At 46.6% G+C, this 23725-nt stretch carries 22 protein-coding genes; 15 read left to right on the top strand and 7 right to left on the bottom strand.

Annotated features, from left to right (window positions below):
• Positions 1-90: 90 nt before the first annotated feature.
• Complete coding sequence (locus CWE08_RS07960) at positions 91-849, top strand: Crp/Fnr family transcriptional regulator (protein WP_241973861.1); 759 nt, start codon at positions 91-93, stop codon at positions 847-849.
• 285 nt (positions 850-1134) lie between these two features.
• Positions 1135-2055, top strand: a complete 921-nt coding sequence (locus tag CWE08_RS07955; RefSeq protein WP_126767356.1) for a PRC-barrel domain-containing protein — start codon at positions 1135-1137, stop codon at positions 2053-2055.
• Positions 2056-2183: 128 nt separating this feature from the next.
• Here CWE08_RS07955 and CWE08_RS07950 read toward each other — a convergent pair whose 3' ends face one another.
• Positions 2184-3314, bottom strand: a complete 1131-nt coding sequence (locus tag CWE08_RS07950; protein WP_241973860.1) for an ABC transporter permease — start codon at positions 3312-3314, stop codon at positions 2184-2186.
• Entirely contained in the window at positions 3311-4198 is an 888-nt protein-coding gene (locus CWE08_RS07945) for an ABC transporter ATP-binding protein (RefSeq protein WP_126767355.1), read from the bottom strand. Before CWE08_RS07945 ends, CWE08_RS07950 begins: the two co-directional genes overlap by 4 nt.
• Before the next feature lie 160 nt (positions 4199-4358).
• On the opposite strand from CWE08_RS07945, the gene CWE08_RS07940 reads away from it, so the two are divergent.
• From CWE08_RS07940 to ruvX, 4 genes are read left to right on the top strand one after another with little or no spacing between them, the layout of a single operon-like run.
• Entirely contained in the window at positions 4359-5087 is a 729-nt protein-coding gene (locus CWE08_RS07940) for a 16S rRNA (uracil(1498)-N(3))-methyltransferase (protein WP_126767353.1), read from the top strand.
• A gap of 37 nt (positions 5088-5124) precedes the next feature.
• The gene (gene gshB / locus CWE08_RS07935; RefSeq protein ID WP_126767351.1) at positions 5125-6069 is read left to right on the top strand and encodes a glutathione synthase; all 945 of its coding nucleotides are present in this window, start codon (positions 5125-5127) and stop codon (positions 6067-6069) included.
• Between the two features lie 9 nt (positions 6070-6078).
• A complete protein-coding gene (locus tag CWE08_RS07930) occupies positions 6079-6672 on the top strand; it encodes a YqgE/AlgH family protein (protein WP_126767350.1) in 594 nt (197 codons plus the stop codon).
• A gap of 50 nt (positions 6673-6722) precedes the next feature.
• Positions 6723-7136: a Holliday junction resolvase RuvX gene (ruvX, locus tag CWE08_RS07925; protein WP_126767348.1), complete on the top strand. Its 414-nt coding sequence runs from the start codon at positions 6723-6725 to the stop codon at positions 7134-7136.
• A 78-nt stretch (positions 7137-7214) separates the two neighbouring features.
• On the opposite strand, the gene CWE08_RS07920 is transcribed toward ruvX, so the two are convergent.
• Positions 7215-8600, bottom strand: a complete 1386-nt coding sequence (locus tag CWE08_RS07920; RefSeq protein WP_126767347.1) for a PhoH family protein — start codon at positions 8598-8600, stop codon at positions 7215-7217.
• Positions 8601-8758: 158 nt separating this feature from the next.
• Between CWE08_RS07920 and CWE08_RS07915 the strand changes: the two genes are divergently transcribed.
• Positions 8759-9427, top strand: coding sequence for an RluA family pseudouridine synthase (locus CWE08_RS07915; RefSeq protein ID WP_126767345.1), 669 nt, complete (start codon positions 8759-8761; stop codon positions 9425-9427).
• Here CWE08_RS07915 and murU read toward each other — a convergent pair.
• The gene (gene murU, locus CWE08_RS07910) at positions 9407-10087 is read right to left on the bottom strand and encodes an N-acetylmuramate alpha-1-phosphate uridylyltransferase MurU (RefSeq protein WP_126767343.1); all 681 of its coding nucleotides are present in this window, start codon (positions 10085-10087) and stop codon (positions 9407-9409) included. The two genes, CWE08_RS07915 and murU, sit on opposite strands and share 21 nt — an antisense overlap.
• The gene (locus CWE08_RS07905; RefSeq protein ID WP_126767342.1) at positions 10084-11187 is read right to left on the bottom strand and encodes an aminoglycoside phosphotransferase family protein; all 1104 of its coding nucleotides are present in this window, start codon (positions 11185-11187) and stop codon (positions 10084-10086) included. Before CWE08_RS07905 ends, murU begins: the two co-directional genes overlap by 4 nt.
• Positions 11188-11416: 229 nt before the next feature.
• On the opposite strand from CWE08_RS07905, the gene CWE08_RS07900 reads away from it, so the two are divergent.
• The 6 genes from CWE08_RS07900 (at position 11417) to CWE08_RS07875 (ending at position 18080) form a co-directional block, all read left to right on the top strand.
• Positions 11417-13690 (top strand): LPS-assembly protein LptD, encoded by a 2274-nt coding sequence (locus tag CWE08_RS07900; protein WP_198677119.1) that lies wholly within the window; start codon positions 11417-11419, stop codon positions 13688-13690.
• Between the two features lie 11 nt (positions 13691-13701).
• Positions 13702-14985, top strand: coding sequence for a peptidylprolyl isomerase SurA (gene surA / locus CWE08_RS07895; RefSeq protein ID WP_126767339.1), 1284 nt, complete (start codon positions 13702-13704; stop codon positions 14983-14985).
• On the top strand, positions 14986-15975 hold the full coding sequence (pdxA, locus tag CWE08_RS07890) for a 4-hydroxythreonine-4-phosphate dehydrogenase PdxA (RefSeq protein ID WP_126767337.1): 990 nt from the start codon (positions 14986-14988) through the stop codon (positions 15973-15975). It abuts the gene before it with no gap.
• A gap of 96 nt (positions 15976-16071) precedes the next feature.
• A complete protein-coding gene (gene rsmA / locus CWE08_RS07885; protein ID WP_126767336.1) occupies positions 16072-16884 on the top strand; it encodes a 16S rRNA (adenine(1518)-N(6)/adenine(1519)-N(6))-dimethyltransferase RsmA in 813 nt (270 codons plus the stop codon).
• Positions 16881-17255 carry a Co2+/Mg2+ efflux protein ApaG gene (gene apaG, locus CWE08_RS07880; protein WP_126767334.1) on the top strand — a complete coding sequence of 125 codons (375 nt, stop codon included), beginning with the start codon at positions 16881-16883 and terminating at the stop codon, positions 17253-17255. The genes rsmA and apaG overlap by 4 nt, the downstream gene beginning before the upstream one ends.
• Positions 17256-17264: 9 nt before the next feature.
• The gene (locus CWE08_RS07875; RefSeq protein ID WP_126767332.1) at positions 17265-18080 is read left to right on the top strand and encodes a symmetrical bis(5'-nucleosyl)-tetraphosphatase; all 816 of its coding nucleotides are present in this window, start codon (positions 17265-17267) and stop codon (positions 18078-18080) included.
• A 134-nt stretch (positions 18081-18214) separates the two neighbouring features.
• On the opposite strand, the gene tyrS is transcribed toward CWE08_RS07875, so the two are convergent.
• Positions 18215-19414 carry a tyrosine--tRNA ligase gene (gene tyrS / locus CWE08_RS07870; RefSeq protein WP_126767331.1) on the bottom strand — a complete coding sequence of 400 codons (1200 nt, stop codon included), beginning with the start codon at positions 19412-19414 and terminating at the stop codon, positions 18215-18217.
• Positions 19415-19618: 204 nt separating this feature from the next.
• On the opposite strand from tyrS, the gene CWE08_RS07865 reads away from it, so the two are divergent.
• Together CWE08_RS07865 and CWE08_RS07860 are read left to right on the top strand one after the other, a co-directional pair.
• Positions 19619-20923, top strand: a complete 1305-nt coding sequence (locus CWE08_RS07865; RefSeq protein ID WP_126767329.1) for a peptidoglycan DD-metalloendopeptidase family protein — start codon at positions 19619-19621, stop codon at positions 20921-20923.
• Positions 20923-22092 carry an anhydro-N-acetylmuramic acid kinase gene (locus CWE08_RS07860; RefSeq protein WP_126767328.1) on the top strand — a complete coding sequence of 390 codons (1170 nt, stop codon included), beginning with the start codon at positions 20923-20925 and terminating at the stop codon, positions 22090-22092. The genes CWE08_RS07865 and CWE08_RS07860 overlap by 1 nt, the downstream gene beginning before the upstream one ends.
• 138 nt (positions 22093-22230) lie before the next feature.
• Here CWE08_RS07860 and pepQ read toward each other — a convergent pair whose 3' ends face one another.
• Positions 22231-23535: a Xaa-Pro dipeptidase gene (pepQ, locus tag CWE08_RS07855; RefSeq protein WP_126767326.1), complete on the bottom strand. Its 1305-nt coding sequence runs from the start codon at positions 23533-23535 to the stop codon at positions 22231-22233.
• Between the last annotated feature and the right edge of the window lie 190 nt (positions 23536-23725).

The raw sequence follows: 23725 nt of genomic DNA, 5'->3' as shown, positions 1-23725 counted from the left end.
TCCTACCCTAAGTTCCACATACTCATGGTGTAGGGTTGATAGCACCTTCCTTACGCCATGCTGGTAAAGCTCGTGCTAAAGGTTATTCTTGTGTCTAGATTGGCAACTTCAACCATTACAAATCACCTAATTGAACTCCTTCCTGCGCAAGAGCGCCGCTTGTTGTTGAGACACTGTGAAGTTGTGCAACTGCAATTTGCTGATGTGCTCTGTGAGCGTGATCAAAAATACCGCTATCTTTACTTTCCTATGAGCGGCTTTATCTCCTTGGTTACTGAATTGTCTGAACACAAGCCGCTAGAAATAGGCGTTATTGGCAACGAAGGAATGCTCGGTGTAACTATGGTTCTGAATTTACCGAATGCACCAATCCAAGCGGTTGTGCAAGGTAAAGGGACAGCCTGGCGTATCAACGCTAGTGATTTGCAACAACTCCTGCTTTATTGCCCTAGCCTTCGGGGCATACTCAAACAATATTTGTTCATCCTAATCATGCAGCTCTCACAAAGCACAGCATGCGCGCATTTCCATGAACTAGACCAGCGGTTAGCACGTTGGCTGTTGATAAGCCACGATCGCGCTCACAGTAACGAATTTCACTTAACTCATCAATTCTTAGCCGACATGCTCGGCGTTCGCCGCAGTGGTGTTTCTGTAGCTGCAGGAGTTATGCAGCAGAATCACCTGATCAAATATAGCCGCGGGAAGATACTGATTACTAACCGAACAGCTCTAGAGCACGCTAGCTGCGAGTGCTACCAAAATGGTATTAACGAATACCAGAGATTACTCGGAACCCCTACTACTGATTCGGCTCATCGTTTACGAACACCTCAGGGGGCACCTTAGCCTTACAGAAGCATTTATCGGCGTTCTCATCACTAAAGAAACGGTAAAGAGCGATATGTAAAACTCAGGCCCCATGGGCATTTGCTAGGATTTAGCCAGAACTAAGTGCGCTAGCGAACTGATCGAAATATACGCTAGGCGTAACTTAAATCTTCATCGCGAACAGCATTTGCTTAACGGCTGTTCAAAACCTCTCGATAATTATGTCGGGCACGGAATGCAGTGATGAAGCTGTTAACTCGAACATCGTGTTCAGTTAGCAAATCCGATTCAAAGGAGATTGATATGAATAAATTACATACATTTGCTTTTTATGCGTTGGTTACACCAGCGCTGACATTGAGTGCAGGTTCTGTTCTGGCTCAATATACCGGCAACTTGGATGGTGGCCGCCTGCAATTAACTGCGCCAATTAGCCAGAGTGCTAAATCAAATGTAAATCAACAGCGCCAAGCCGCGAAAGCCACTGCAAACCATCACAGCTACCTCAATTCAGTTCCCGTGAATGGTATGCATGCGAGCAGTTTGATGGGCATGGATGTTTACACCAATGATAATGAAGATATCGGTTCCGTAGACGACCTGATAATCGATGCAAACGGCCAAGTAGTGGCAATTGTTGTTGGCGTTGGTGGCTTCCTAGGAATGGGCGAAAAGGATGTTGCGATTGGTTGGGGTAACGTAACTCGAACCGTTACTACTGATGAAGTGAAACTTCGTGTTGATGTAACACGTGATGCGCTGAAAGCCGCACCTGAGTTTATAGAACGCGATCAATCGATTACTGATCGAGCAACACAGCGTACCGAAAATGCTTTAGAGCGCGCTCAAAAGAGTGGCGAACGCACGGATATGCACGCAAGCAACAATCAACGCAATACAGTTGCGCAATCGCGCATGCAACACCGTGGCCATATAACCGCAGTACCACCACATGGTTCGAATACCAACAACTTAATCGGTATGGATGTTCATACCAAAGGTAACGAATCGATTGGATCAGTGGATGATTTGATTATTGATGAAGATGGCCAGGTTGTGGCTATTGTCGTAAGCGTGGGAGGATTTCTAGGCATGGGGCAAAAAGCTATTGCGATTAGTTGGGATAACGTAACTCGCACTGGCCCTGCTGATGATCAAGAGCTACATGCAGATGTAACGCGTGATGCTTTGAAAGCGGCACCTGAGTTTTCTAGCCAAAACTAATATTCCCGAACAATGGATGTAGAAAGCGCACAATAGATGTGGGAAGTAGACAATGGATGTATCAAACACACAATGGATGTGTGAACCGAAAAACTGGCAGGGGCTAATTCCCCTGCCTTTTTCATGCGCTAACGGCCATCCCCTACCCAACGGAAAAGCCGCGCACCCACTAACAAAAACAGCAATGTCATACCGATTAGAACTACTATCTGCGGAAATATTTCGGCTAACCCTGCACCATCAAACATTACCGCACGAGCGGCGTCGAGTAAATGCGTGAGCGGGAAGATCTGCGCCAGTTGTTGCACCCATTCTGGTGAGCTATCAAGGGAAAACCACACGCCGGAAAGCAACAACATTGGCCACGCAATAAAATCGAGTAGGCCTCTGGAAAGTTCTTCGCTCCGTGTCCGAGCCGCAATTAATAACCCCAGAGCAGACACGCAAACCGAGCCCACAAAGGCAAGCAGAATGAGCAATAGATAACTTCCCTCCATTACAAAGCTAAATATCGCATTGCAGATTAGATAAACAATAATGAGTGTGGCTAATACTAACCAAACCCGCGATACCACTTGCGCCAGCAAGAATTCGAATGCCGAAAGTGGCGTAGCCTGTAGGCGTTTTAATACCGAATTCTTGCGATATCGCACAATCACATAGCCCACGCCGTATAGGCAACTAAACATTAAGTTCATCGCCAAAATCCCGGGCAACACCCAATCTACGTAACGCAGTGCTTGGCCACTTAAAATTTCTTGTGCGTAATTATCGCTGCGGGCACTGAGGAGCTCTGCAGCTAAAGCACTACCTGGCGAACTCTCGTTGAGCCAATAACGTTGCTCGCCCGGAGCGATCACTAAATCAAGTTGGTGTTGCTGTAACCGCCGCAGTGCTTGCTCACGATCTTCGTATATAACTTGCTCAACAAAATCTAAGCTGGCCAGTTCTGGTACGAATATTTCTTGGCTATTAGCTGAAGCTACCGCCTCAGTTTGCTCCCGCTGCTCAGTTTGCTCCCGCTGCTCAGTTTGCTCCCGCTGCTCAGTTTGCTCCCGCTGAGAGATTTCTTGGGAAAGCTGCGCTTCCTGAATCACACCTACGGTAACTAACGTGCGATCATCACTATCAAATAAAAACGCAAATGCCACCACCAACACGAGTGGGAACAGTAGATTCCAGCTGAGTGATTCTTTATCGCGCCAAAACTCGAGGTTACGGGCGGTTAACACCCCAAAAAAACGTTTCCAAAACATCATTCACCCCGCAGCTCATGGCCAGTTAACTTTAAAAACAAATCATCTAGGGTGGCCGATTCCACCTGTAAACCATTCAAGGAAACACCCGAGGCGATCAATTCACTTAACGTAGCATCTACTTGGGTTGCTTGCAGTTGCATGAAATCACCTTTTTGCTCGGCGCCAGCAAACTCAGGAGGAATAGCCTTAGCTGCAAAATTGCCCACCGGGATGCGAATCAATGCGCCTTTGAAATGTTGATTTAAAAGCGTTCGTGGGGCGCCTTGAGTGAGTATCGTGCCTTTATCCAAAACCGCTATTTCATCGCATAATTGCTCGGCTTCGTCCATATAGTGAGTGGTGAGGAGTATTGTTTTCCCACGGCTACGAACTGAGCGCACTAATTCCCAAAAATTACGGCGCGCTTGTGGATCTAAACCCGTGGTAGGCTCATCTAAGAAGAGTAAATCGGGGTCGTTCATCAATGCTAACGCCAGTAACAACCGTTGTTTTTGGCCGCCTGATAATTTGCGATGATCGCGCTCTAAGATATCCTCCAAATTACACCAGGCTATGAGCTCATCTCGATTCATGGGCTGATCATAAAAACGGCTGAACAAATTCAACACGTCATTTACTTTCAAAAAATCCGGTAACGCAGTGTGCTGAAACTGTATGCCCACTTTCTGAAAAAAGTGTTTATCTACCGGCTCTCCACGATAAAGAATAGTGCCCGCATTTGGCGGCAAAATACCCTCGAGCATTTCTATTGTAGTGGTTTTGCCGGCGCCATTAGGCCCCAGCAAACCAAAACAAATACCTTCGGGAATATCTAAATCCAACTTATCAACGACATTTACGCCATCGTAAGTTTTGGTTAAGCCTCGAGTGCTCAATATTGGCATTTTATGGGTGCTTTCCACAAATAATCTCTCTTTGGTTGCAGATGCTTAGTTGCCGCATCTAGCGCCGAAAGGTAACATGCGTGCTATGTATTTTTAGTAACCGACATGTATTTTAGCAACTAGGGTTACAACACTAGGTAGCAATCAGAGCAGGTATCTTATGCGCATTCCTCGCATTTATCACCCAGAGCTTTTACAGGTAAATGAAATAAGTTCGCTCTCGGAAGAAGCGAGTAACCATACCGGCCGCGTATTGCGCCTGCAGCCGGGTGCGTTGCTGGAACTTTTTAATGGTGATGATCACCAATATCAAGCCGAAATAATTGCCGTTACAAAGAAACGGGTTACGGTGAAAGTATTGGAAAAGGTTTTCGCTTCCAGCGAATCACCTTTGCAAATTCATCTGGCTCAAGGTATTTCCAAGGGCGATCGCATGGATTTCGTTTTGCAAAAATCGGTGGAGCTTGGCGTTACTTCGATTACGCCTTTGTTTACTGAGCGATGCAATGTAAAACTCAGCGGTGAGCGTTTAGCGAAGAAGCAGGAGCAGTGGCAAAAAATCGTGATTAGCGCCTGTGAACAATCAGGCCGTAATACGGTGCCGGAAGTTAAGCCTGCAATGAATTTGCAAACTTGGTTACAACAAAAACGAGAGGGTTTAGCGGTAACCCTTGATCCGTTAGCAACCGAGGGCTTCGGAAAACTTCCAAAACATGGTGCTTACCATTTACTTATCGGCCCTGAAGGTGGCTTTTCTGAGAGCGAAATTGAACAAACTAAGTACTATAAATGCTATGCGGTACAATTAGGGCCGCGCATTTTAAGAACAGAAACTGCAGCGTTAGCGGCCGTTACTGCGTTACAATCTCATTTTGGCGATCTTGCGTAAGCTTGATACATGCTTTGAAGTTTAAAGGGAGAAAATAATGACTCGCGTTGCGATTGTGATGGACCCGATTGAATCAGTGAAAACATACAAAGACACAAGTTTCCGTTTAGCGCTCGAGGCGCAGGCTCGGGGCTATGAGGTTTTGTATTTGCAACTCGCTGATATGTTTATTGAGCAAGGCACGGCCATGGCACGTGTGCAGCCATTAAAAGTAACCGACCAAGCAAAAGATTTTTACCAATTGGGCGAAGCTACCGTTGTGCCGATGGGTGATATCGATATTATTTTGATGCGCAAAGACCCGCCCTTTGATATCGAATTTGTGTATGCCACGCACATTTTAGAGCTTGCGCAGCGTGATGGTGCGCTCGTTGCCAACCGCCCACAAAGCCTGCGCGATTGTGGTGAAAAGCTTTACACGGCATGGTTCCCTGAACTTATTCCAGCCACTTTAGTAACTCGCAGTGCCGAACAAATTCGAGCATTCCATAAAAAACATAAAGATGTGATTTTGAAACCACTGGATGGCATGGGCGGCGCTTCTATTTTCCGAGTTGATGAAACCGGCAGTAATTTAGGCGTGATTATTGAAACACTCACAGAGCACGGCACGCGTTTTGCAATGGCACAAGAATATTTACCCGCTATTAAAGATGGTGATAAACGAATTTTGATTATTAATGGTGAGGCGGTTCCCTATTCCTTGGCGCGTGTGCCTTCGGCAGGCGAAACTCGCGGCAACTTAGCTGCCGGTGGTACTGGGCGCCCGCAACCTTTGAGTGAAAACGATTTGGCCCTCGCCAAAGCAGTAGGGCCAGCTTTGAAAGAAAAAGGTTTGTATTTAGTGGGCTTGGATGTCATTGGTGATCGTATCACTGAGATTAACGTGACCAGCCCTACCTGTATGCGGGAAATTGAGAATGCGTATGATATTAATATTGCGGGCCAGTTTTTCGATGCACTAATCGCTGATTTGCAGTAAGGAGCGAGCATGGCTGATTCTACAGCAGAGCAAGAGAACACCGAATTTAATAGCTTGGCGAACCATTTTTTGATTGCAATGCCAGGCCTCGACGACCCATTTTTTCACCACACTGTTACTTATGTGTGCGAACACAACGAAGAAGGTGCCATGGGTTTGATTATTAATCAGCCTATCGGCATGACAGTGGCAAGCCTACTGGAGCAAATCGATGTTGAAATTACCCATGAGCGTAATTTTGAAGATTTGCAGGTGCTAACCGGAGGCCCGGTAGCAACCGACCGCGGCTTTGTTTTACACCCACCACAAAAGGGTTGGCGCAGTAGCCTTGAGCTGAGTAGTGAAATTATGATCACAACCTCTCGCGATATCCTCGAGGCATTAGGCTCAGATCGAGCTCCGCAAAAATTCCTACTAACCTTGGGATATGCGGGTTGGGAAGCTGGCCAATTGGAGCAAGAATTAGCAGAGAATAGTTGGTTAACGATTCCCGCTGATGCCAACTTGATGTTTTCTACGCCTACCGCCGAGCGTTGGGGAAAAGCTGCCGAAAGTTTGGGTTTTGATATTAGCCAACTATCGAGCGAAGCCGGCCATGCATAATGCCGGCTCTATGCTGCAATCTGCCCGCCAACAGTTAGGGTGGTAATAACATGAGCATTCTTGCCTTTGATTTTGGCACCAAAAGTATAGGTGTTGCGGTTGGTAGCCGCATTACTAATACAGCTTCGCCATTAGCGGCATTATCGGCCAAAGAGGGAATTCCCAATTGGCAACTTTTGGAAAAGCTCATCAAAGAGTGGCAACCGGATTTTTGTGTGGTGGGCCTGCCGCTCAACATGGATGGCACCGAACAACCATTAACTGATTTAGCACGTAAATTCGGTAATCGCCTACATGGCCGCTTCGGTGTGCAAGTAAAATACCAAGATGAGCGGTTAACTACGGCTAGCGTGCGAGAAGAGCTCTTTGCTCGTGGTGGCTTTCGGGAGCTGAGTAAGGGCCGAGTTGATAGTGCCGCCGCGTGTACAATTTTGGAAGATTTCTTGCAAGTACATGCCGAATAATTAGCTAAAGCGCTAACAAAACAGCCGCAATCTAAGTTGCGGCTGCTTTGTTTTAGCTTCTATTTCGCCTACATAGCCTTACAAATTTTCTTCCGCATATTGCGCCAAACTTGAACGCACCACGCCATTTAAGTTCATGGTTGAGCTACCATAATAATTTTTAAAGCGCTCAACTATGTACGTTAACCCTGAAGTAACTGCGGTTAAGTAATAACTATCGATTTGCGCCAAGTTCCCCGAACAGATGATTTTCGTGCCCGCACCACAACGCGTAATAATAGTTTTCAATTGCCCGGCCGTTAAATTCTGTGCTTCATCAAGAATTACCACCGCGTTCTGAATGCTTCTACCTCGCATAAAGTTCAATGATTTAAACTGAATATTTGCCTTGCTCATAATAAAGTTTAGGCTTGATTCCATATTCTCATCTTGCTTGTGAAGCACCTCCAAAGAATCTGTAATAGCCGCCAGCCAAGGCGCCATTTTTTCCTCTTCGGTTCCCGGCAAATAACCAATGGATTCGGCAATTTCGGGTGTATTTCGGGTTACGATGATTTTTTCATACATACCCTTTTCAACCACTTGCTCGAGTGCCGTAGCCAAAGCTAGTAGTGTTTTCCCGCACCCGGCCGGCCCGGTTAAAATCACTAAATCCTGAGTTGGATCGAGCAATGAGTGCATGCCCATAGCTTGGTAAATGTTTTTCGGTGTAATACCCCAGGCGCGCTGGCTCATTAGCCGCTCACGGCCGATATCAAGAATTTTTACATGGCTATCCGTGAAACTATCAACTCGTGCAGCAAAGCTATCGGTTTCATCAAGCAAATACTCGTTTGGATACAGCGCTGGGAACCTATCCCGCGCGATAAAATGATAGATATCACGGCCATCTTGTTCGGTTTTAACTTCACCTACCGTATCCCAAAAATCCCCTTCGAATTGATGAAACCCCTTGGCTAAAAGGCGAATATCATCAATAAGCTGATCGGTTCGATAATCCTCAACGAAGTTAACACCCGCCCCTTTTGCTTTCAGGCGCATATTAATATCTTTGGTAACCAAGACCACTTTGTGTGGTGATTTGGTGGCTTGCAACTGCAGGGCAGTTTGAATAATACGGTGATCGTTTTCGTTGAGCGATAAGGCAGATTCGGTTTGCCTCAGTTGATAATCGGGGAAAATAGAAAGATGGCCTTGGGCCTGATGCTCACCGGCAATTCGTGTGAGCGGTACTCCCGCCGTTATTTGTTCTGGGGTTGCATCATGAAGCGCTTCTTCAAGCGAACGTATAGCCACGCGGGCATCTCGGCTGACATCTTTTTGGCGATCTTTTATATGGTCGAGTTCCTCCAAAACAACCATTGGAATCACAACGTTGTGCTCTTGAAAGTTAAGGAAAGCAAGGGGTTCGTGCAGCAGTATATTGGTATCGAGAACGTAATACTTGGGCTCACTCGCAGGCATAGGTAGAACCTCATCTTTGTTGTTGTTTTCTATTTAATCTTAGACCACTGAAATGAACCTGCTATGACAAAACGAAAATAAATTCTGCTACAATGCGCCGCCTGTTAGCTCCTTTAGCTCTCGTAGCCCAACGCGCACAACTAAAAGTGATGAATGCCATGTTTGTTTACAACCCACCCACCACGCCCTGGCTAGAAATCCTCTATCGGGACGATGATTTGTTGGTGATTAACAAACCTGCGGGCTTACTTACGGTTCCTGGCAAAGCACCTGAACATAAAGATAGTTTAGAGTTGCGTGTACGCCGGGCGCTGCCTGAAGCGCGTATTGTGCATCGGTTGGATATGGCTACGTCGGGTATTATTCTTATGGCGTTGAATAAATATACCCAAGGTGAACTCGGTAAACAATTTGAGCATCGAAAAACAACCAAGCGCTATCGCGCGCGAATTCACGGCGAGCTTGAAAGTTCTAGTGGCTCAGTTGATTTGCCGCTGCGTTGTGATTGGCCCAATAGGCCAAAACAAATGGTGTGCCATGATGAAGGCCGCGCGTCGTTAACCCATTATGAGAAAGTTACTGGCACCCCGGCGTGGACAGACGTAATCTTACACCCAATCACTGGGCGTTCTCATCAGTTACGAGTGCACATGAACAGCCTAGGCCATCCAATTCTCGGCGATCGCCTGTATGGCACGGATGCATCCAGAGAAGGTGCAACTCGCTTACTGTTGCATGCAGAGTATTTAGCCTTTACTCATCCAAGAACCGGAGCGGCAATGGCATTCGAATTACCTATCGATTATTCAGCGGCGTGCTTGCTCTGAATGCCTGCCCGATAAAAAATCGGATAACTGCGTTAAACGTTCAGGTGTGCCTACGTCGGTCCAGAACCCGTTGTAATGTTCGCCGGTTAAACTATGTTTGTTTATCGCTTTTTCAAAAAACGGCCGCAGCTTTAGAAACCCTACTTCCGCACCAGCAAAAAGCTTTGGGCTCAATACACTAATCCCACTGAATGTTAGCCCGGGCGTATTTTCCACACGATCATGATGGATCGAAAAATCACCCACAGGATGATGCGCTGGATTATCCACCATAACCAGATGCCCAAGCCCGGAAATATGTTGCGGCAAATCTCGAAAATCGAAATCGCACCAAATATCGCCATTTACCAGAATAAAAGGCTCTTCACCTAAATGTGGCAATGCATTGATAATTCCACCCGCCGTTTCCAAGCCACCTTCTGGTTCTTTAGACCAAGTGATTTCTATACCATAATCGCTACCATCACCAAGCGCTTGTTCAAATTGTTCACTCAACCATGCGGTGTTGATAACTACTTGCTCAATACCTGCGCGTTTTAAGTTCTCTAAGTGCCAAACAATCAGGGCTTTACCCGCAACTTGCAATAATGGCTTTGGTGTATGGTCGGTAAGTGGCCGCATTCGTTCGCCGCGGCCGGCGGCTAGAATCATTGCTTTCATGAATTACCCTTGAGGCCGGTTACGCTGTTCTCCGCTTTCGCAGCAAGCGCTGGAATAATACGCTCCTGCAGCCAATCACAATAATCCCTGAACTCAGGGTATTTCTGCGCCACCTTGAGTAAGTACTCCACTGTGGCTGGAATATCGTGCAAGTAGCCAGCTTTACCATCACGATGATATAACCGAGCAAAAATACCACTAGCTTTGGTGTGGCGCTGTAACCCCATTAAATCAAACCATTGCTGCCATTCTTCAACACTTACGCTAGCTGCCAATAACCCCTCTTGCTGCAAAAGCTCATAACCGAATGTGCTGAGTTCCTGCACCATGGTGTCTGGCCAAACAATGTAGCAATCTCGTAATAACGATACTAAATCATAGGTAATTGGGCCCCTTACTGCATCTTGAAAATCAATAATGCCCAATGCATGTTGCAGTGCTTGGCTCTGATTTAACCTCACTTGATGCCCATTGCCAAGGAACATTAAATTGCGCGAATGATAATCACGATGCACACCCACCTGAGGCTGCTGCAACGCATTTGCTATTAATCTATTAGAGAACTGTTGCCATATTTTTTGTTCGTCCAACGAGAGCGTCAAGCCTAAGTGAGTGCCCACTAACCAATCTGAAAATAACGCATTTTCTCGCTGCAAAAGTGCTTGATCATATTCAGGCAACACACCACTGCGATGCTCAGTAATTCTCATCAGAGCAGGCAACTGTTGCAGCGCCTGCTGATAGTAAACTTGCGGATACTCGCTCTTTGTCACGCGCTGGTAAAAAAGTTCATCACCAAAATCTTCTAATAACATCACGCCAATGTCAGCATCTTGAGATAACACGTTAGGCACTCGCACGTGTGCATCTTGGTATGCCAGCGCAATTGATACAAAAGGCTCCAACGATTCTGGCGGTGGCGCATCAACGAGAACAAAACTTTGCGCATTAAGTTGCACTGGGCTTGCAAATGTTATGCGAAAGTAACGACGAAAGCTGGCATCACCCGCGAGAATATTGATATTTAGCTGCGCTGCCGCTAAATCTTGTTTTAGATGCAGAGATAACTGCTTTGCCGCCCAATCCGCTAGTAATACCATTCTCTCCACTGCCACGAAATTACCCTCAACTTTATTGATTTATGTGGAATTATTCATTTCCCATGCTTCGCAAATAGCCCGCACCGGAAAATTGCTTTATCATAGCGTTCTTTGTGAACCTACACGGAAACTTTATTCAGCCTTCATGATATTATCGCCTTCTGCACCTGCTTGTAAGCCTCTTAGGCTCTCGCTCATAACAACTGCGCTTTTCGTTGCAGTGGCAAGTGTGCCTGTTTATGCCGAAACGCCTGAAGCTGAGAGCGATTCGCCAACGCCTATTGTTAGCGGTGCTGAAATTGTAAATAATGCCTGTAAAGTTAAACCCGATTGGTTGATGGCAAAAAATAACAACCCATATCACCTTAATATCGAGCAAACTAACAGTAGCGATATCATCATTCGAGCCGACGATACCCAAGTTGCCGCTAATCGCTTTGCCGAGTTTAGCGGCAATGTTTTGTTCGTCCAGGGTGAGCAGCGCATAGCTACAAGCAGTGCCTCCTATAACCAAGAAAGTAATCAATTCCGTGCCGATGGCAGCCTAACTTACACCGATGGTTATATTGCAGTACGAGCAGAGCAAATTGACGCCGATGCAAATGGTGAAACGGCCACTATTCTTGATAGTGAATATTATTTAATTCCCCGCTCAGCAATAGGAACCGCCGGCCGCATTGATATCCAAGCGGCAGAAGAAAGCCGGTTAATAACCTTGCACGATGGCACTTTTACTACCTGCCCTGGCGATAACCCTGCATGGCAGATACGAGCCTCGGAAATCGAAGTGAATGAGAATGAAAGTTGGGGCACCGCCCGCAATGCTCAGTTTCGTTTGTTTGATGTGCCCGTGCTTTATATCCCACGATTCACTTTTCCATTGAACGATGAACGTAAATCAGGCTTTCTGTACCCAACAATTCGAAGCTCTGCTCGCAATGGTGTTGAATTAGAAGTGCCTTATTATTTTAATTTAGCCGCTAATTATGATCTTACCTTTACCCCGAGATACATGAGCAAGCGCGGTTTAATGACAAACACTGAGTTTCGGTTTTTAAACGAGCGCCATGAAAGCGAGCTACAAGTTGAGTTCCTAGCCAATGACGATTCTCTGGATACCGACAACAGCCGCTCTTTTGTGCGCTTGGAGCATCGCACTAATTTTAATGAGGCATGGACGGGCTATCTTGATTTTTCACAGGTGAGTGACAGTGCGTATATCAATGATTTTGGTAACGCTACTGTGAATCGAGCCGATCCGCATTTATATCGCCGCGGGCAAATTGATTACCAAGCGGGTGATACCCTAGCGCAAATCCAAATTGAAGATTTTCAAATGCTGGGCCCATATCGCGCGCCCTACCGAACCATGCCGAAAGTAAGTGTGTGGCATGATGAGGCGATGCCCGGTAACTTTAGTTTGCAGTTTTTCTCAGAGCTTAGCCATTTTCGCAATCCAAATGATAGCGCTGACAATGCCAGTCGCTTTCACTTAGAACCTACACTCAGTTACGCCCAAGTAAAAACTGCATGGGATTGGCGAGCCGATTTAAGCTACCTCTACACTTATTATGACCAAACTGCAGATACGCAGCGGGATGCCTCGGTTACTCGTACCTTGCCTCAATTCCGTTGGCATGGCCGAGTACATCTTGAGCGCCCCTTTAAACAAGGCGGCTTACAAACCTTAACGCCACAAATTCAATATCTATATGTGCCGCATCAGGAGCAAGCACAAATTGGTATCTACGATACAATTTTGATGCAAGATGATTATCATAGCTTATTTCGGCCCCGCCGCTTCACCGGCTTGGATCGAATTGCTAATGCTCATCAAATAACCCTGGGTGCCACCACAAGCTTTTTTGATAGTAACGCGGTGGAACTAATGCGCTTGAGTTTAGGTCAGATAATCTATCTTGATGAGAGCCAAACTCAGTTATTTGATGAAAGCAGCCGAATAACTGCGAGTAATTCAGAACTTGCCGCAGAATTGGATTTCCAAGTTGGCCGCCGTTGGTATGTAAGTTCAGCGCTACAGTACGACACTGATTTAGATCTTACACGGAAAGGCAGAGTAGCCGTTGAGTATCGTAAAGACGACGCGAACTTGTTACAGTTGAATTATCGGCGCGTTCAAGGTTTGGTGGGTACCAGCGAAGAAGTGGAACAAATTGGCTTCAGTTCAACATGGAAAGTTGCGAATGATTGGTCGATAGGTGGCCATTGGTACAATGATTTGCGTACCAATCGAACCATGGATGCATTATTCGGGGTGCAATACGATCGCTGTTGTTGGTCGATTCGTATAAGTGCTTATCGTCGAGTAAACAGAAATTATGATTTAAGCTTTGCAGATGGTCCGCTACCTCCTGCAGATTTTGATAATGGCGTTAGCGTTCAGTTTATCCTCAGTGGGCTCAGCAATAGCACAGGCGCAATTATGGATATGCTACAGCAGGGTATTTTTGGATACCGTAGACCGTTTTATTTAAGTAATTAATTGGAAGCTTTATGAGAAAAATTACAGCCTTGGCTTTTGGTGTAGTTGCCATGCTGGCCAGCACTATGGCACACGCAGAAACACTCATGGATCGCGTTGTTATTGTGGTGAACGAAGAAGTTATTTTAGAGAGTGAATTAAACGATTTAATCGAGAGTGTAAGGTCCGAAATCGATACCGACGCGGCGAATGCACCATCGGAAACGGCGATTCGCACCCAAGCGAGCGAACGTTTGATCACGCAAAAATTGCAGATGCAAATGGCCGATCGCATGGGCATTCGGATTGACGATGCTTTTTTAGATCAAGCGATTGCTAACATTGCGAGTGAAAACAATTTGTCAGTAGAAGGCTTACGCCTGGAAATTACGGCCGATGGTGCTAGCTGGGCCGAATACCGGGAGCAAATTAGAAACCAGATCATGATGTCGGAAGTGCAACGTGCCAGTATTCAGCGCCGAATTTACATGAGCCCGCAAGAAATTGATTTGTTAGTTAACCTCATTTCTGAACAAGGTGCGAGCAACACTGAATATCGCGTATCGCACATACTCATCAGTTTACAAAATGAAGAGGGTGAAAACGATGAGCCTGCCGCTCGCTCCCGCGCAGAGCAAGTTTTAGAGCTTGCGCGCAATGGCGATGATTTTGCCCAACTTGCAATTACTGCATCGAGCGCTCAAAACGCACTCGAGGGCGGTGATATGGGTTGGATGTCGATCAATGAAATGCCAACGTTGTTCGCGAGTGCCTTAGAAGGCCAAGAGCAAGGCCATGTAGCGGGGTTATTACGCAGTGGCCTTGGCTTTCATATTCTGAAGATTCAAGATGTACGTGGCATGCAACAAGCTACCTCGGAAGAAGTGCTTTCCCGGCATATTCTTGTGCGCCCTTCAGTTATTCTTTCCGATAATCGCGCCCAGCAAATGTTGCAAGAATTCCGCGAGCAAATTCAATCAGGCGAAAGAACATTTGCAGAGTTAGCGGCTGAAAATTCGGCCGATACTGGCTCTGCTGCACAGGGTGGTGAATTAGGTTGGGCTACTCCGGATATTTTTGTACCTGAATTTCGGGATCGAGTTGCCAGTATGGAACCGAATATCATTTCCGAGCCATTTAAAACTACTCATGGCTGGCACATTGTGGAAGTACTGGATCGCCGTGAGCAAGATATTACTGAGCAGCGCATGCGTGAACAGGCCCAACAAATCTTGTATAGCCGTAAATTCCAAGAAGAAATGGAAGTGTGGTTACAAGAGCTGCGGGATAACGCCTTTGTGGATATCCGCTTCTAGATGATTCAACGCATTGCGGTTACACCGGGCGAGCCTGCCGGTATTGGGCCAGATCTCATCCTAGCACTAGCCCAGCAGGCTTGGCCTGTTGAGCTAGTGGTTTGTGCCGATAAACAACTTATTGCCGAGCGTGCGGCGGCATTAAATTTGCCAATCAAACTGCTTGACTATGCGGCCGACGAGCCAGCAAAACCGCAAGCCGCTGGTACGCTTACGGTTTGCCATATCCCTCTTTACGAGCCAGCAACAGCGGGGCTTCTGAACGAAGCCAACGGCCATTACGTTATCGATACGCTCTATCGCGCTAGCCAAGGAAATATCAGTGGTGAATTTGCTGCTATTGCTACCGGCCCTGTGCACAAGGGGATTATTAATCAAGCCGGCATAGCGTTTAGCGGCCACACCGAATACTTTGCCCATCAAGCAAACTGCAAAGATGTTGTTATGTTACTCGCCACCGAGGGCTTACGCGTGGCATTAGTAACCACTCACATTCCCCTTGCCTATGTTGCAAAAGCCATTACTCGTGAACGTTTAGCGCAAGTAATTCACATTTTGCACCATGATTTAGTGCAGAAGTTTGCTATTGAGAATCCCCGAATTCTAGTGTGTGGTTTAAACCCCCATGCCGGTGAAGGTGGGCATTTAGGGCACGAAGAAATGGATGTAATTAGCCCCACTCTGAATACTTTACGCCAAGAACATGGTTATAACCTTTCGGAACCACTACCCGCCGATACTATATTTCAGCCAAAATACTTAGAAAATGCCGATGTTGTATTGGCCATGTATCACGATCAAGGCCTGCCGGTATTAAAATACAAGGGTTTTGGTGCAGCGGTAAATATCACTTTAGGTTTGCCTTTTGTGCGCACCTCGGTTGATCATGGTACTGCGCTTGATTTGGCGGGTTTAGGTACTGCTGATACAGGTAGTTTTAAACTTGCTCTCGAACAAGCTATCTCGATGGCCGCGAAACAAAAAATTTAAGCTAATCTTTCACAAATTCACGAAAAACTTCATAATCATGCTAATAGAGCAACTTACTGTTGCCGCTTAACGAATGTCTAGGATACCGATATAACCATGAGTAAAGCTCTTGAAGGCCACCGTGCGCGCAAACGTTTTGGCCAAAATTTTCTACAAGATGAGATGGTTATCGATGCCATAGTAGAAGCTATAGCTCCTCAACCTGGCGAGCCTATGGTAGAGATAGGTCCGGGTTTGGCGGCGCTTACTCGCCCCGTAGCAGAGCGGGCTGGGCATTTACATGTAGTTGAGCTTGATCGTGATTTAGCTACTCGATTAGAAACTGCCAACGAGTTTGCCGGCAAACTTACCGTTCATCGAGCTGATGCGTTACAGTATGATTTTGGTGCCCTATCTCGTGAGCTTGGCAAACCGTTACGCGTGTTTGGCAACCTACCATACAATATATCTACGCCCTTGATATTTCATTTACTTAGCCAGTTAGATACTATTTCTGATATGCATTTTATGCTGCAAAAAGAAGTTGTAGCCCGCATGGCTGCGGCACCAGGTAGTAAAGCTTTCGGCCGCCTCACCGTTATGATTCAACAAGCGTGCAAGGTAATTCCGGTTATTGAAGTACCTCCGGAAGCTTTCGATCCTGCACCCAAAGTTGATTCTGCCGTTGTAAGATTAGAACCATATAGCGAATCACCATGGCCGGTGCTAGATCGTTCAACTTTAAATCACGTTTGCCATATGGCTTTTCATCAGCGCCGGAAAACTATGCGCAATAACATGAAGAAACTGATGTCGGCGGAAGAGTTAGAGAGTATCAATATCGATCCTACAGTACGCCCAGAAACACTCGCTGTGGCTGATTTTGTTCGCATGGCCAATTGGATTACGGAGAATGACCGAACGATATGAGTACCTATGAAGTGAGTATTCAGGTTGAAACTGAATACCTAGAAGAACAATCCATGCCTGAAAAAGAGCAATTCGTATTTTCGTACACCATAACTATTGCCAATGTTGGCGATTCGGCGGTGAAATTGCTAAACCGGAAATGGAAAATTACCGATGCGAACGGTAACACTACCGAAGTAGTTGGCGAAGGCGTAGTCGGGAAAAAACCTCACATACAGCCGGGTAAATCCTTTACTTATACGAGTGGCACTGTATTAAAAACACCTTTAGGGCATATGGAGGGCAGCTACGGCATGGTCGACGATGACGGCCAGTTTTGGGATTTGCCAATACCGGTTTTTACCCTAGCACAACCCAATATACTGCACTAAGCAACGGCTATGGCTCGATATTTAGTAGGTGATATCCATGGCTGCTTGCAGCCTTTACAAAACTTACTCAGCGCAGTGCATTTCGATCCGCGAACTGATGAGCTTTGGGCCGTTGGCGATCTTATTGGCCGAGGGCCGCAAGCACAAGCTACGCTCGAATTTCTTGCAGAAATGGGCACTTCATTTCGCTGCGTACTTGGCAACCACGATTTACACGCACTCGCTGTGTTATGCCAACTGCGCAAAGCAAATCCAAAAGATCGTACGGCTGATTTAGCAAGATCCTCTGACCGCGATTATTGGATACATTGGCTCCGCCACCAACCTCTGCTATTAGCTGATGCCGCGCAATCATTAGTGGTTACTCATGCGGGTATTCATCCCGAGTGGAGCGTTGATCAAGCATCCGAATATGCAAACGAAGTAGCCCTCTGTTTGCGCAGCAGCAAATTTGTACAGTTTCTGGAACAGATGTACGGTAACGACCCGGCCCAATGGCACGCTGACCTCAGCGGCCATGAGCGTATTCGCTTTATCGTTAATGTGCTCACCCGCATGCGCTATGTAACGCCAACGAATGCGTTAGAGCTCAATGAGAAAAGGCATCCCAAGGCCGTGCCAACGGAAGCTAATCTACAACCCTGGTTTTCCGCGCGCAAGCATTCGCCTTGGCGTATTGTATTTGGCCACTGGGCAAGCCTAATGGGGGATACCCAGCGCACTGATATTATTGGTTTAGATACGGGCTGTGTGTGGGGAGAAACGCTCACTGCTTGGGAGCCCGAGAGCAACAAAAAAATCAGCGTCCCGGGCTGGCAACGCTGATTTTCATAATGAATTTGCTCTACCTACATCGTGCGTGCTGCAGCTCATTATTCTGCGTCCGCACTACAAATCCCGGTAAGCTCTTAATTTTAGTAAGCGGCTAAATTTGAGTAAATGATTAGCTCAATACAATTCTAGCTGAGGGTAATTCTAGCAAACTTGCGCTTTCCTACCTGATACACCGCAGTTCCTAACGCGCACGTTATGCGAGCATCTTCCACCCTATCCCCATCAATGCGAACGGCATTTTGTTTTACCATACGCATCGCTTCGGAAGTTGATGCCACAAGCCCTGCTTCTTTAAGAACATTGGCAAGCCCGCGCTGATCTTCCGTTAGGTTCAACGCTATTTCCGGCATATCGTCGGGAATGGCATTTTTCTGAAAGCGCTGAATAAAATCCTGTTCCGCCGCTGCTGCGGCATCTTCACTGTGGAAACGCGCAATTAACTCTTTCGCCAGAGCCACTTTCGCATCACGAGGGTTCCCGCCTGCGGCAACTTGCTCTTTTAACTGAGCAAGCTCTTCATCACTACGGAAACTTAATAAATCAAAATATTTCCACATGAGATCATCAGAAACCGACATAATCTTACCGAACATGTCGTTCGGCGCATCGGTAATGCCCACATAATTTCCGAGCGATTTAGACATCTTCTGTACGCCATCAAGGCCTTCGAGCAATGGCACGGTTATCACTGTTTGCGGCCGTTGCCCCTCTTCCTTTTGCAACTCTCGCCCCATCAGCAAGTTGAATCGCTGATCGGTTCCACCCATTTCAATATCGGCTTGCAAGGCAACAGAATCCCAGCCCTGTACAAGTGGGTAAATGAATTCATGAATCGCAATGGGTTGGCCACCCTGATAACGCTTTTTAAAATCGTCACGCTCTAGCATACGAGCAACGGTTTGCCGTGAAGCCAATTTAATCATACCGGCCGCCCCAAGCTCATTCATCCATTCACTGTTAAAGCGAACTTCGGTTTTTTCAGGGTCCAAGATTTTGAACACTTGCTCTTTGTAAGTTTCAGCATTTGCTAGCACATCTTCGCGGCTTAATGGCTTGCGCGTTACGTTTTTACCGGTGGGATCACCAATCATCCCGGTGAAATCACCAATCAAAAACACAATCTTATGGCCAAGATCTTGAAAAATTCGTAATTTATTGATGAGTACCGTGTGCCCTAGATGTAAATCAGGCGCTGTTGGATCAAACCCAGCCTTCACCGTAAGTTGGCGATTCTCGCCCAACTTATCTTTAAGCTCTTGTTCTACCAACACTTCATCAACACCTCGGGTAATCAACGCAAGGGCTTCCGCTACCGATTTAGTCATCTTTACTCCAATTCACTGCTTGGCTACTGAACTTTTCGTTAAAAGTGCATTCTACTTGATTCAGAGCCACCTTTTAAGCACGTTATTTCTGCTTGTGCAAAGAAAATGATATGATAGCCTGAAGGCTGAAAAATAAGAGTAGACTGTCCGCTGTTTTTTATCCGCTCTTTTTAATGAGCAATGCGAAGTACGAGGATTCACCTCATGGTTAAACCAATTCAACAATTTATGCAGCATATGCCCAAGCGCCATCAAATGATCATTGCTGGCGTGAGTGTTTTGTTGTTGTTGCTATTGGTATGGCCTTCAGAAAAAGCCAGCGCCTCTCGCGACATGGCTCAACTTGAACAGCTTGAGCCAGGTGTTCGCTACGAACTAGCTCTGAAACTCGGTGATTCCTATGCACCGGCAGATACAGAGGCTAATTATACTTGGGTTGATTACGAAGTGCGTTCGGGCGACAACATGGCGGTGATATTTCAACGCTTAGGGTTTAGCGCTCGTCAATTATATGATTTAACGCAAGCAGAAGATGCAAACATCCTCCGCCGAATCCATCCTGGCGATACACTTAGGTTCGCGAAGGACACTGATAACAACCTCATAGCCCTGCATTACCGTTTAAGTGAAACGGATACACTCATCATCGAGAAAAATCAAAACGGTGAGTACCAAACCAATCGCGAAGCCAAGCCTACGGATATTCGCATCGCTTTCGCTAGAGCTGAAATTACTAGCAATTTCTGGAACGCCGGCGTTCAGGCTGGGCTTTCGCAAGGCCAAATTATGAGCCTTGCCGAGCTATTTGGTTGGGATGTAGATTTTGCTCTCGATATCCGCCAAGGCGATGAATTCAGCGTTTTGTTCGAAGAAAAGTATATTGATGGTCAGTATGTAGGTACTGGCCAAATCGTAGCTGCAGAGTTTATTAACCAAGGCGAAGTATTCCGCGCCATCTTGCATGAGAATGGTAGCTACTACACCGATACCGGCCGTAGTATGCGGAAAACCTTTTTACGCGCACCGGTAGCCTTTAACCGTGTATCTTCCGAATTTAACCCACGCCGTTTACACCCAGTTACCGGCCGAGTAGCACCGCATCGAGGCATCGATTATGCTGCACCAACCGGAACGCCAGTAATGTCATCGGGCGATGGCCGGGTTATTGCGAGCGCTTATAACAACTTAAATGGCCACTACATTTTTGTACAGCACGGTGAACGTTACGTAACCAAGTATCTACACCTAAGCCGCCGCCAAGTAAATGTGGGCGATCGGGTTAGCCAAGGGCAAGTTATTGGCCGTGTGGGCGCCACTGGCCGTGTAACCGGTGCTCACTTGCATTATGAGTTCCTAGTTGATGGTGTTCATCGAAATCCACGCACAGTAAACCTACCGAAAGCTGAATCACTTCCCGAATCGGAAATGGCAGTGTTTCAGGCCATCGCACAAGAGCAGTTAGCGATGATCGAGGGCCGGAAGCGTTTCTACTTAGCCATGGTAGATTAATGAGCGCTGAGCGCTACATTGGTGTGCTTTCGGGTACTAGCCTTGATGCGCTCGATTTAGCGCTTATCAGTATTAATTCAAGTGGTGGTATTACCCAACTTGATGCGTTGAATTGGCCTCTCTCAGCAGAATTACAACAACAATGCCATAGTTTATGTACCCCGGGTGATAACGAGCTCGTTCGCTATGGCGAAGCCGATCGCCGCTTTGCCGAGGCCGTAGCTGAGGGTGTAAACGCTTTGCTGCAAAAAAATGCATTTGTTGCCAATGATATTCGAGCTATTGGCAGCCACGGCCAAACGGTTCGCCATCATCCTGATGCCGCCCCTGCATTCAGTTTGCAATTAGGCTGCCCACATACCATTGCAGCACTCACAGGAATTCCAGTTGTTGCTCAGTTCCGGCAAAAAGATATTGCTTTAGGTGGCGAAGGCGCCCCCCTCGCGCCAGCTCTGCACCAACAAATGTTTCAAGTAAACAATGAAGAGCGCGTGCTTGCCAACATTGGCGGCATCGCCAATATCTCTCATTTACCACCAAGTAGCGAAACTACACTACCCATTGTTGGTTTTGATAGTGGCCCCGGCAACACGCTTATGGATTATTGGGTGCAAAAGCATTTGCACAAGCCTTTTGACCATAGCGGCGTATGGGCTGAAAGCGGCGTTGTGAATGGCGCTTTACTTGCAAAACTTTTAGCCGACCCTTATTTCCAAAGGCCACCCCCAAAGAGCACTGGGCGTGAATATTTCACCCCGGCTTGGCTTGAACGAGCATTGTTAGAGGTTAACGCCAGTTCCTCAACATCTGCAAAGGTGCAGGCTGTAGATATACAAGCTACTTTATTAGAGCTTACTGCGGTTAGTTTAACCAACGCGATCAAGAGTGTATCAATCCACACCATCGAAAACACTAGTCAGTATCCAACCACAGTTTACGTGTGTGGCGGTGGTGCCCATAATAATGCCCTGCTCAAACGCTGCCAAACCCTTTGCCCAGAATTTTCGTGGCGAACAACCGCAGCACTTGGCGTTAACCCTGATTGGGTAGAGGCCGTGCTGTTTGCCTGGTTGGCTTGGGCGCATTGCCATCAGGTTGCAATCGATCTACGCGCAGTTACTGGGGCCAAACGCCCAAGTATTCTTGGCGCATACATACCCGCCAACTAGATTCTTTTAAAGCTATGCGTTTAATCGGCACTTCTTAACAGGCATTAAAAAACGGCTCATCCATTATAGATAGAGCCGCTTTTATACTTCGCGCTAGCGCTAAGAATTCGCTAACTAGCGTTGGTAAAGTTCCTTACGCTATTTTAAGGAAGCAAACGCATCTCGTGTTAAATTCTCGGTTCCATCCTCAGTAACCCGCACACTGTCCTCAATACGAACACCACCATAAGGCCGAAGCTCAGAAACCCGGTTCCAATTAAAATCCTCGTTACCATCATGAGCTTCTAATAACTGATCCACCACGTAGATGCCCGGCTCGATGGTAAATACTTGATCCACTTCTATATCACGTAAAAGGCGCAAGAACGGGTGCTCGGCATTGCGTTCAAATGCATCGCCTTGGGTATTTTTCAAGAAGCCACCCACATCGTGTACTTGTAAGCCAATAAAATGACCAAGCCCATGAGGGAAGAACGCACGAGTATAACCACGTTCATAAATAGTATCGGCATCCACTTTAAAGAAGCCGAACTCAGCTAATATCTTAGCAATTCGTTTGTGCATACTCACATGCAGATCAAGATAAGAAATGCCCGGCTTTATTTCCGCGATAATAGCCTGTTCTGCCGCATCAACCGCTTCCACCAATTCAGCGTAAAAGCCATCTTTTGCTGCATAGCTACGGGTAATATCAGCACAGTAACCATTGTAATAAGCGCCAGCATCAATCAAGAAAGAGCGGTGCTCTGTGGGCGCTTCCGTTTCATAAACATCATAATGCAACACAGCGCCATGTTCGTTTAGTGCAACAATGCTGTTATAAGGCACCTGCGTTTCACGAAATTTCATTGCTGAGAGGTAAGCTTGATTTATCTCCAACTCTGATTTGCCAGCAAAAAACGCATCACGCGCCGCATTATGCCCGCGAGCGGCAATCACATTTGCTTTGCGCATGTTAATCAATTCACACTCGGTTTTAACCGCACGTTGATAGTGCAAGTGATCAATCAATTTTTGTGGATTATAAGCAGCTACGGGCCATTCGTTCATCGGCGCAAAATCTTCGCCAATAAACGCGGTTGTTGATAATTCATCAACGAGTTTAGCGCGTACACTAGCAATGTTATCTACTAACACAACATCACAAGCTTCTTTCCACTCACCCGGCGGCAATTGAGGCTGTGCATGCCAAAAATCACGCGCTTGAAAAAGAAAAACAACCGGCTTTTCACCCTTCCGATAAAAAATAAAACTCTTCGGGTTTTCGGTTACCGGTATCCAGTATTTGAAAAATGGATTAACCCGAAAGGGATAGGCGTTATCATCGAGGAATGCCACTCGCGGCTGGCCTGCATAGATTAGCACGCTCTCAAACCCATTGGCGTCTAACGCTTCATCAAACCTTTGCTTCACTTGTTCTAAGTGCTTTAAATAATGGCTCATAGAATCCTCATCATTAGTGGCTCGTGCGTTACAAAACGAGAGCAAATTCTGCAGTTCCTATTCCCAATATTGGCCATTGCCATGCCCGAATAGGAACTCAGTGTAATGTTCACTACCTATGCAGCAAGCGAGTGTAGCGAACGAAATCAAGGTAATAGCGCAGTAGTATAACAAATCTAGGCTGCTTTCA

It is taken from the genome of Aliidiomarina iranensis (assembly GCF_003987135.1).
GTDB lineage: Bacteria > Pseudomonadota > Gammaproteobacteria > Enterobacterales > Alteromonadaceae > Aliidiomarina > Aliidiomarina iranensis.
The sequence above is the reverse complement of the archived record's forward strand: the minus strand, read 5'-3'. Positions and strand labels throughout refer to the sequence as shown.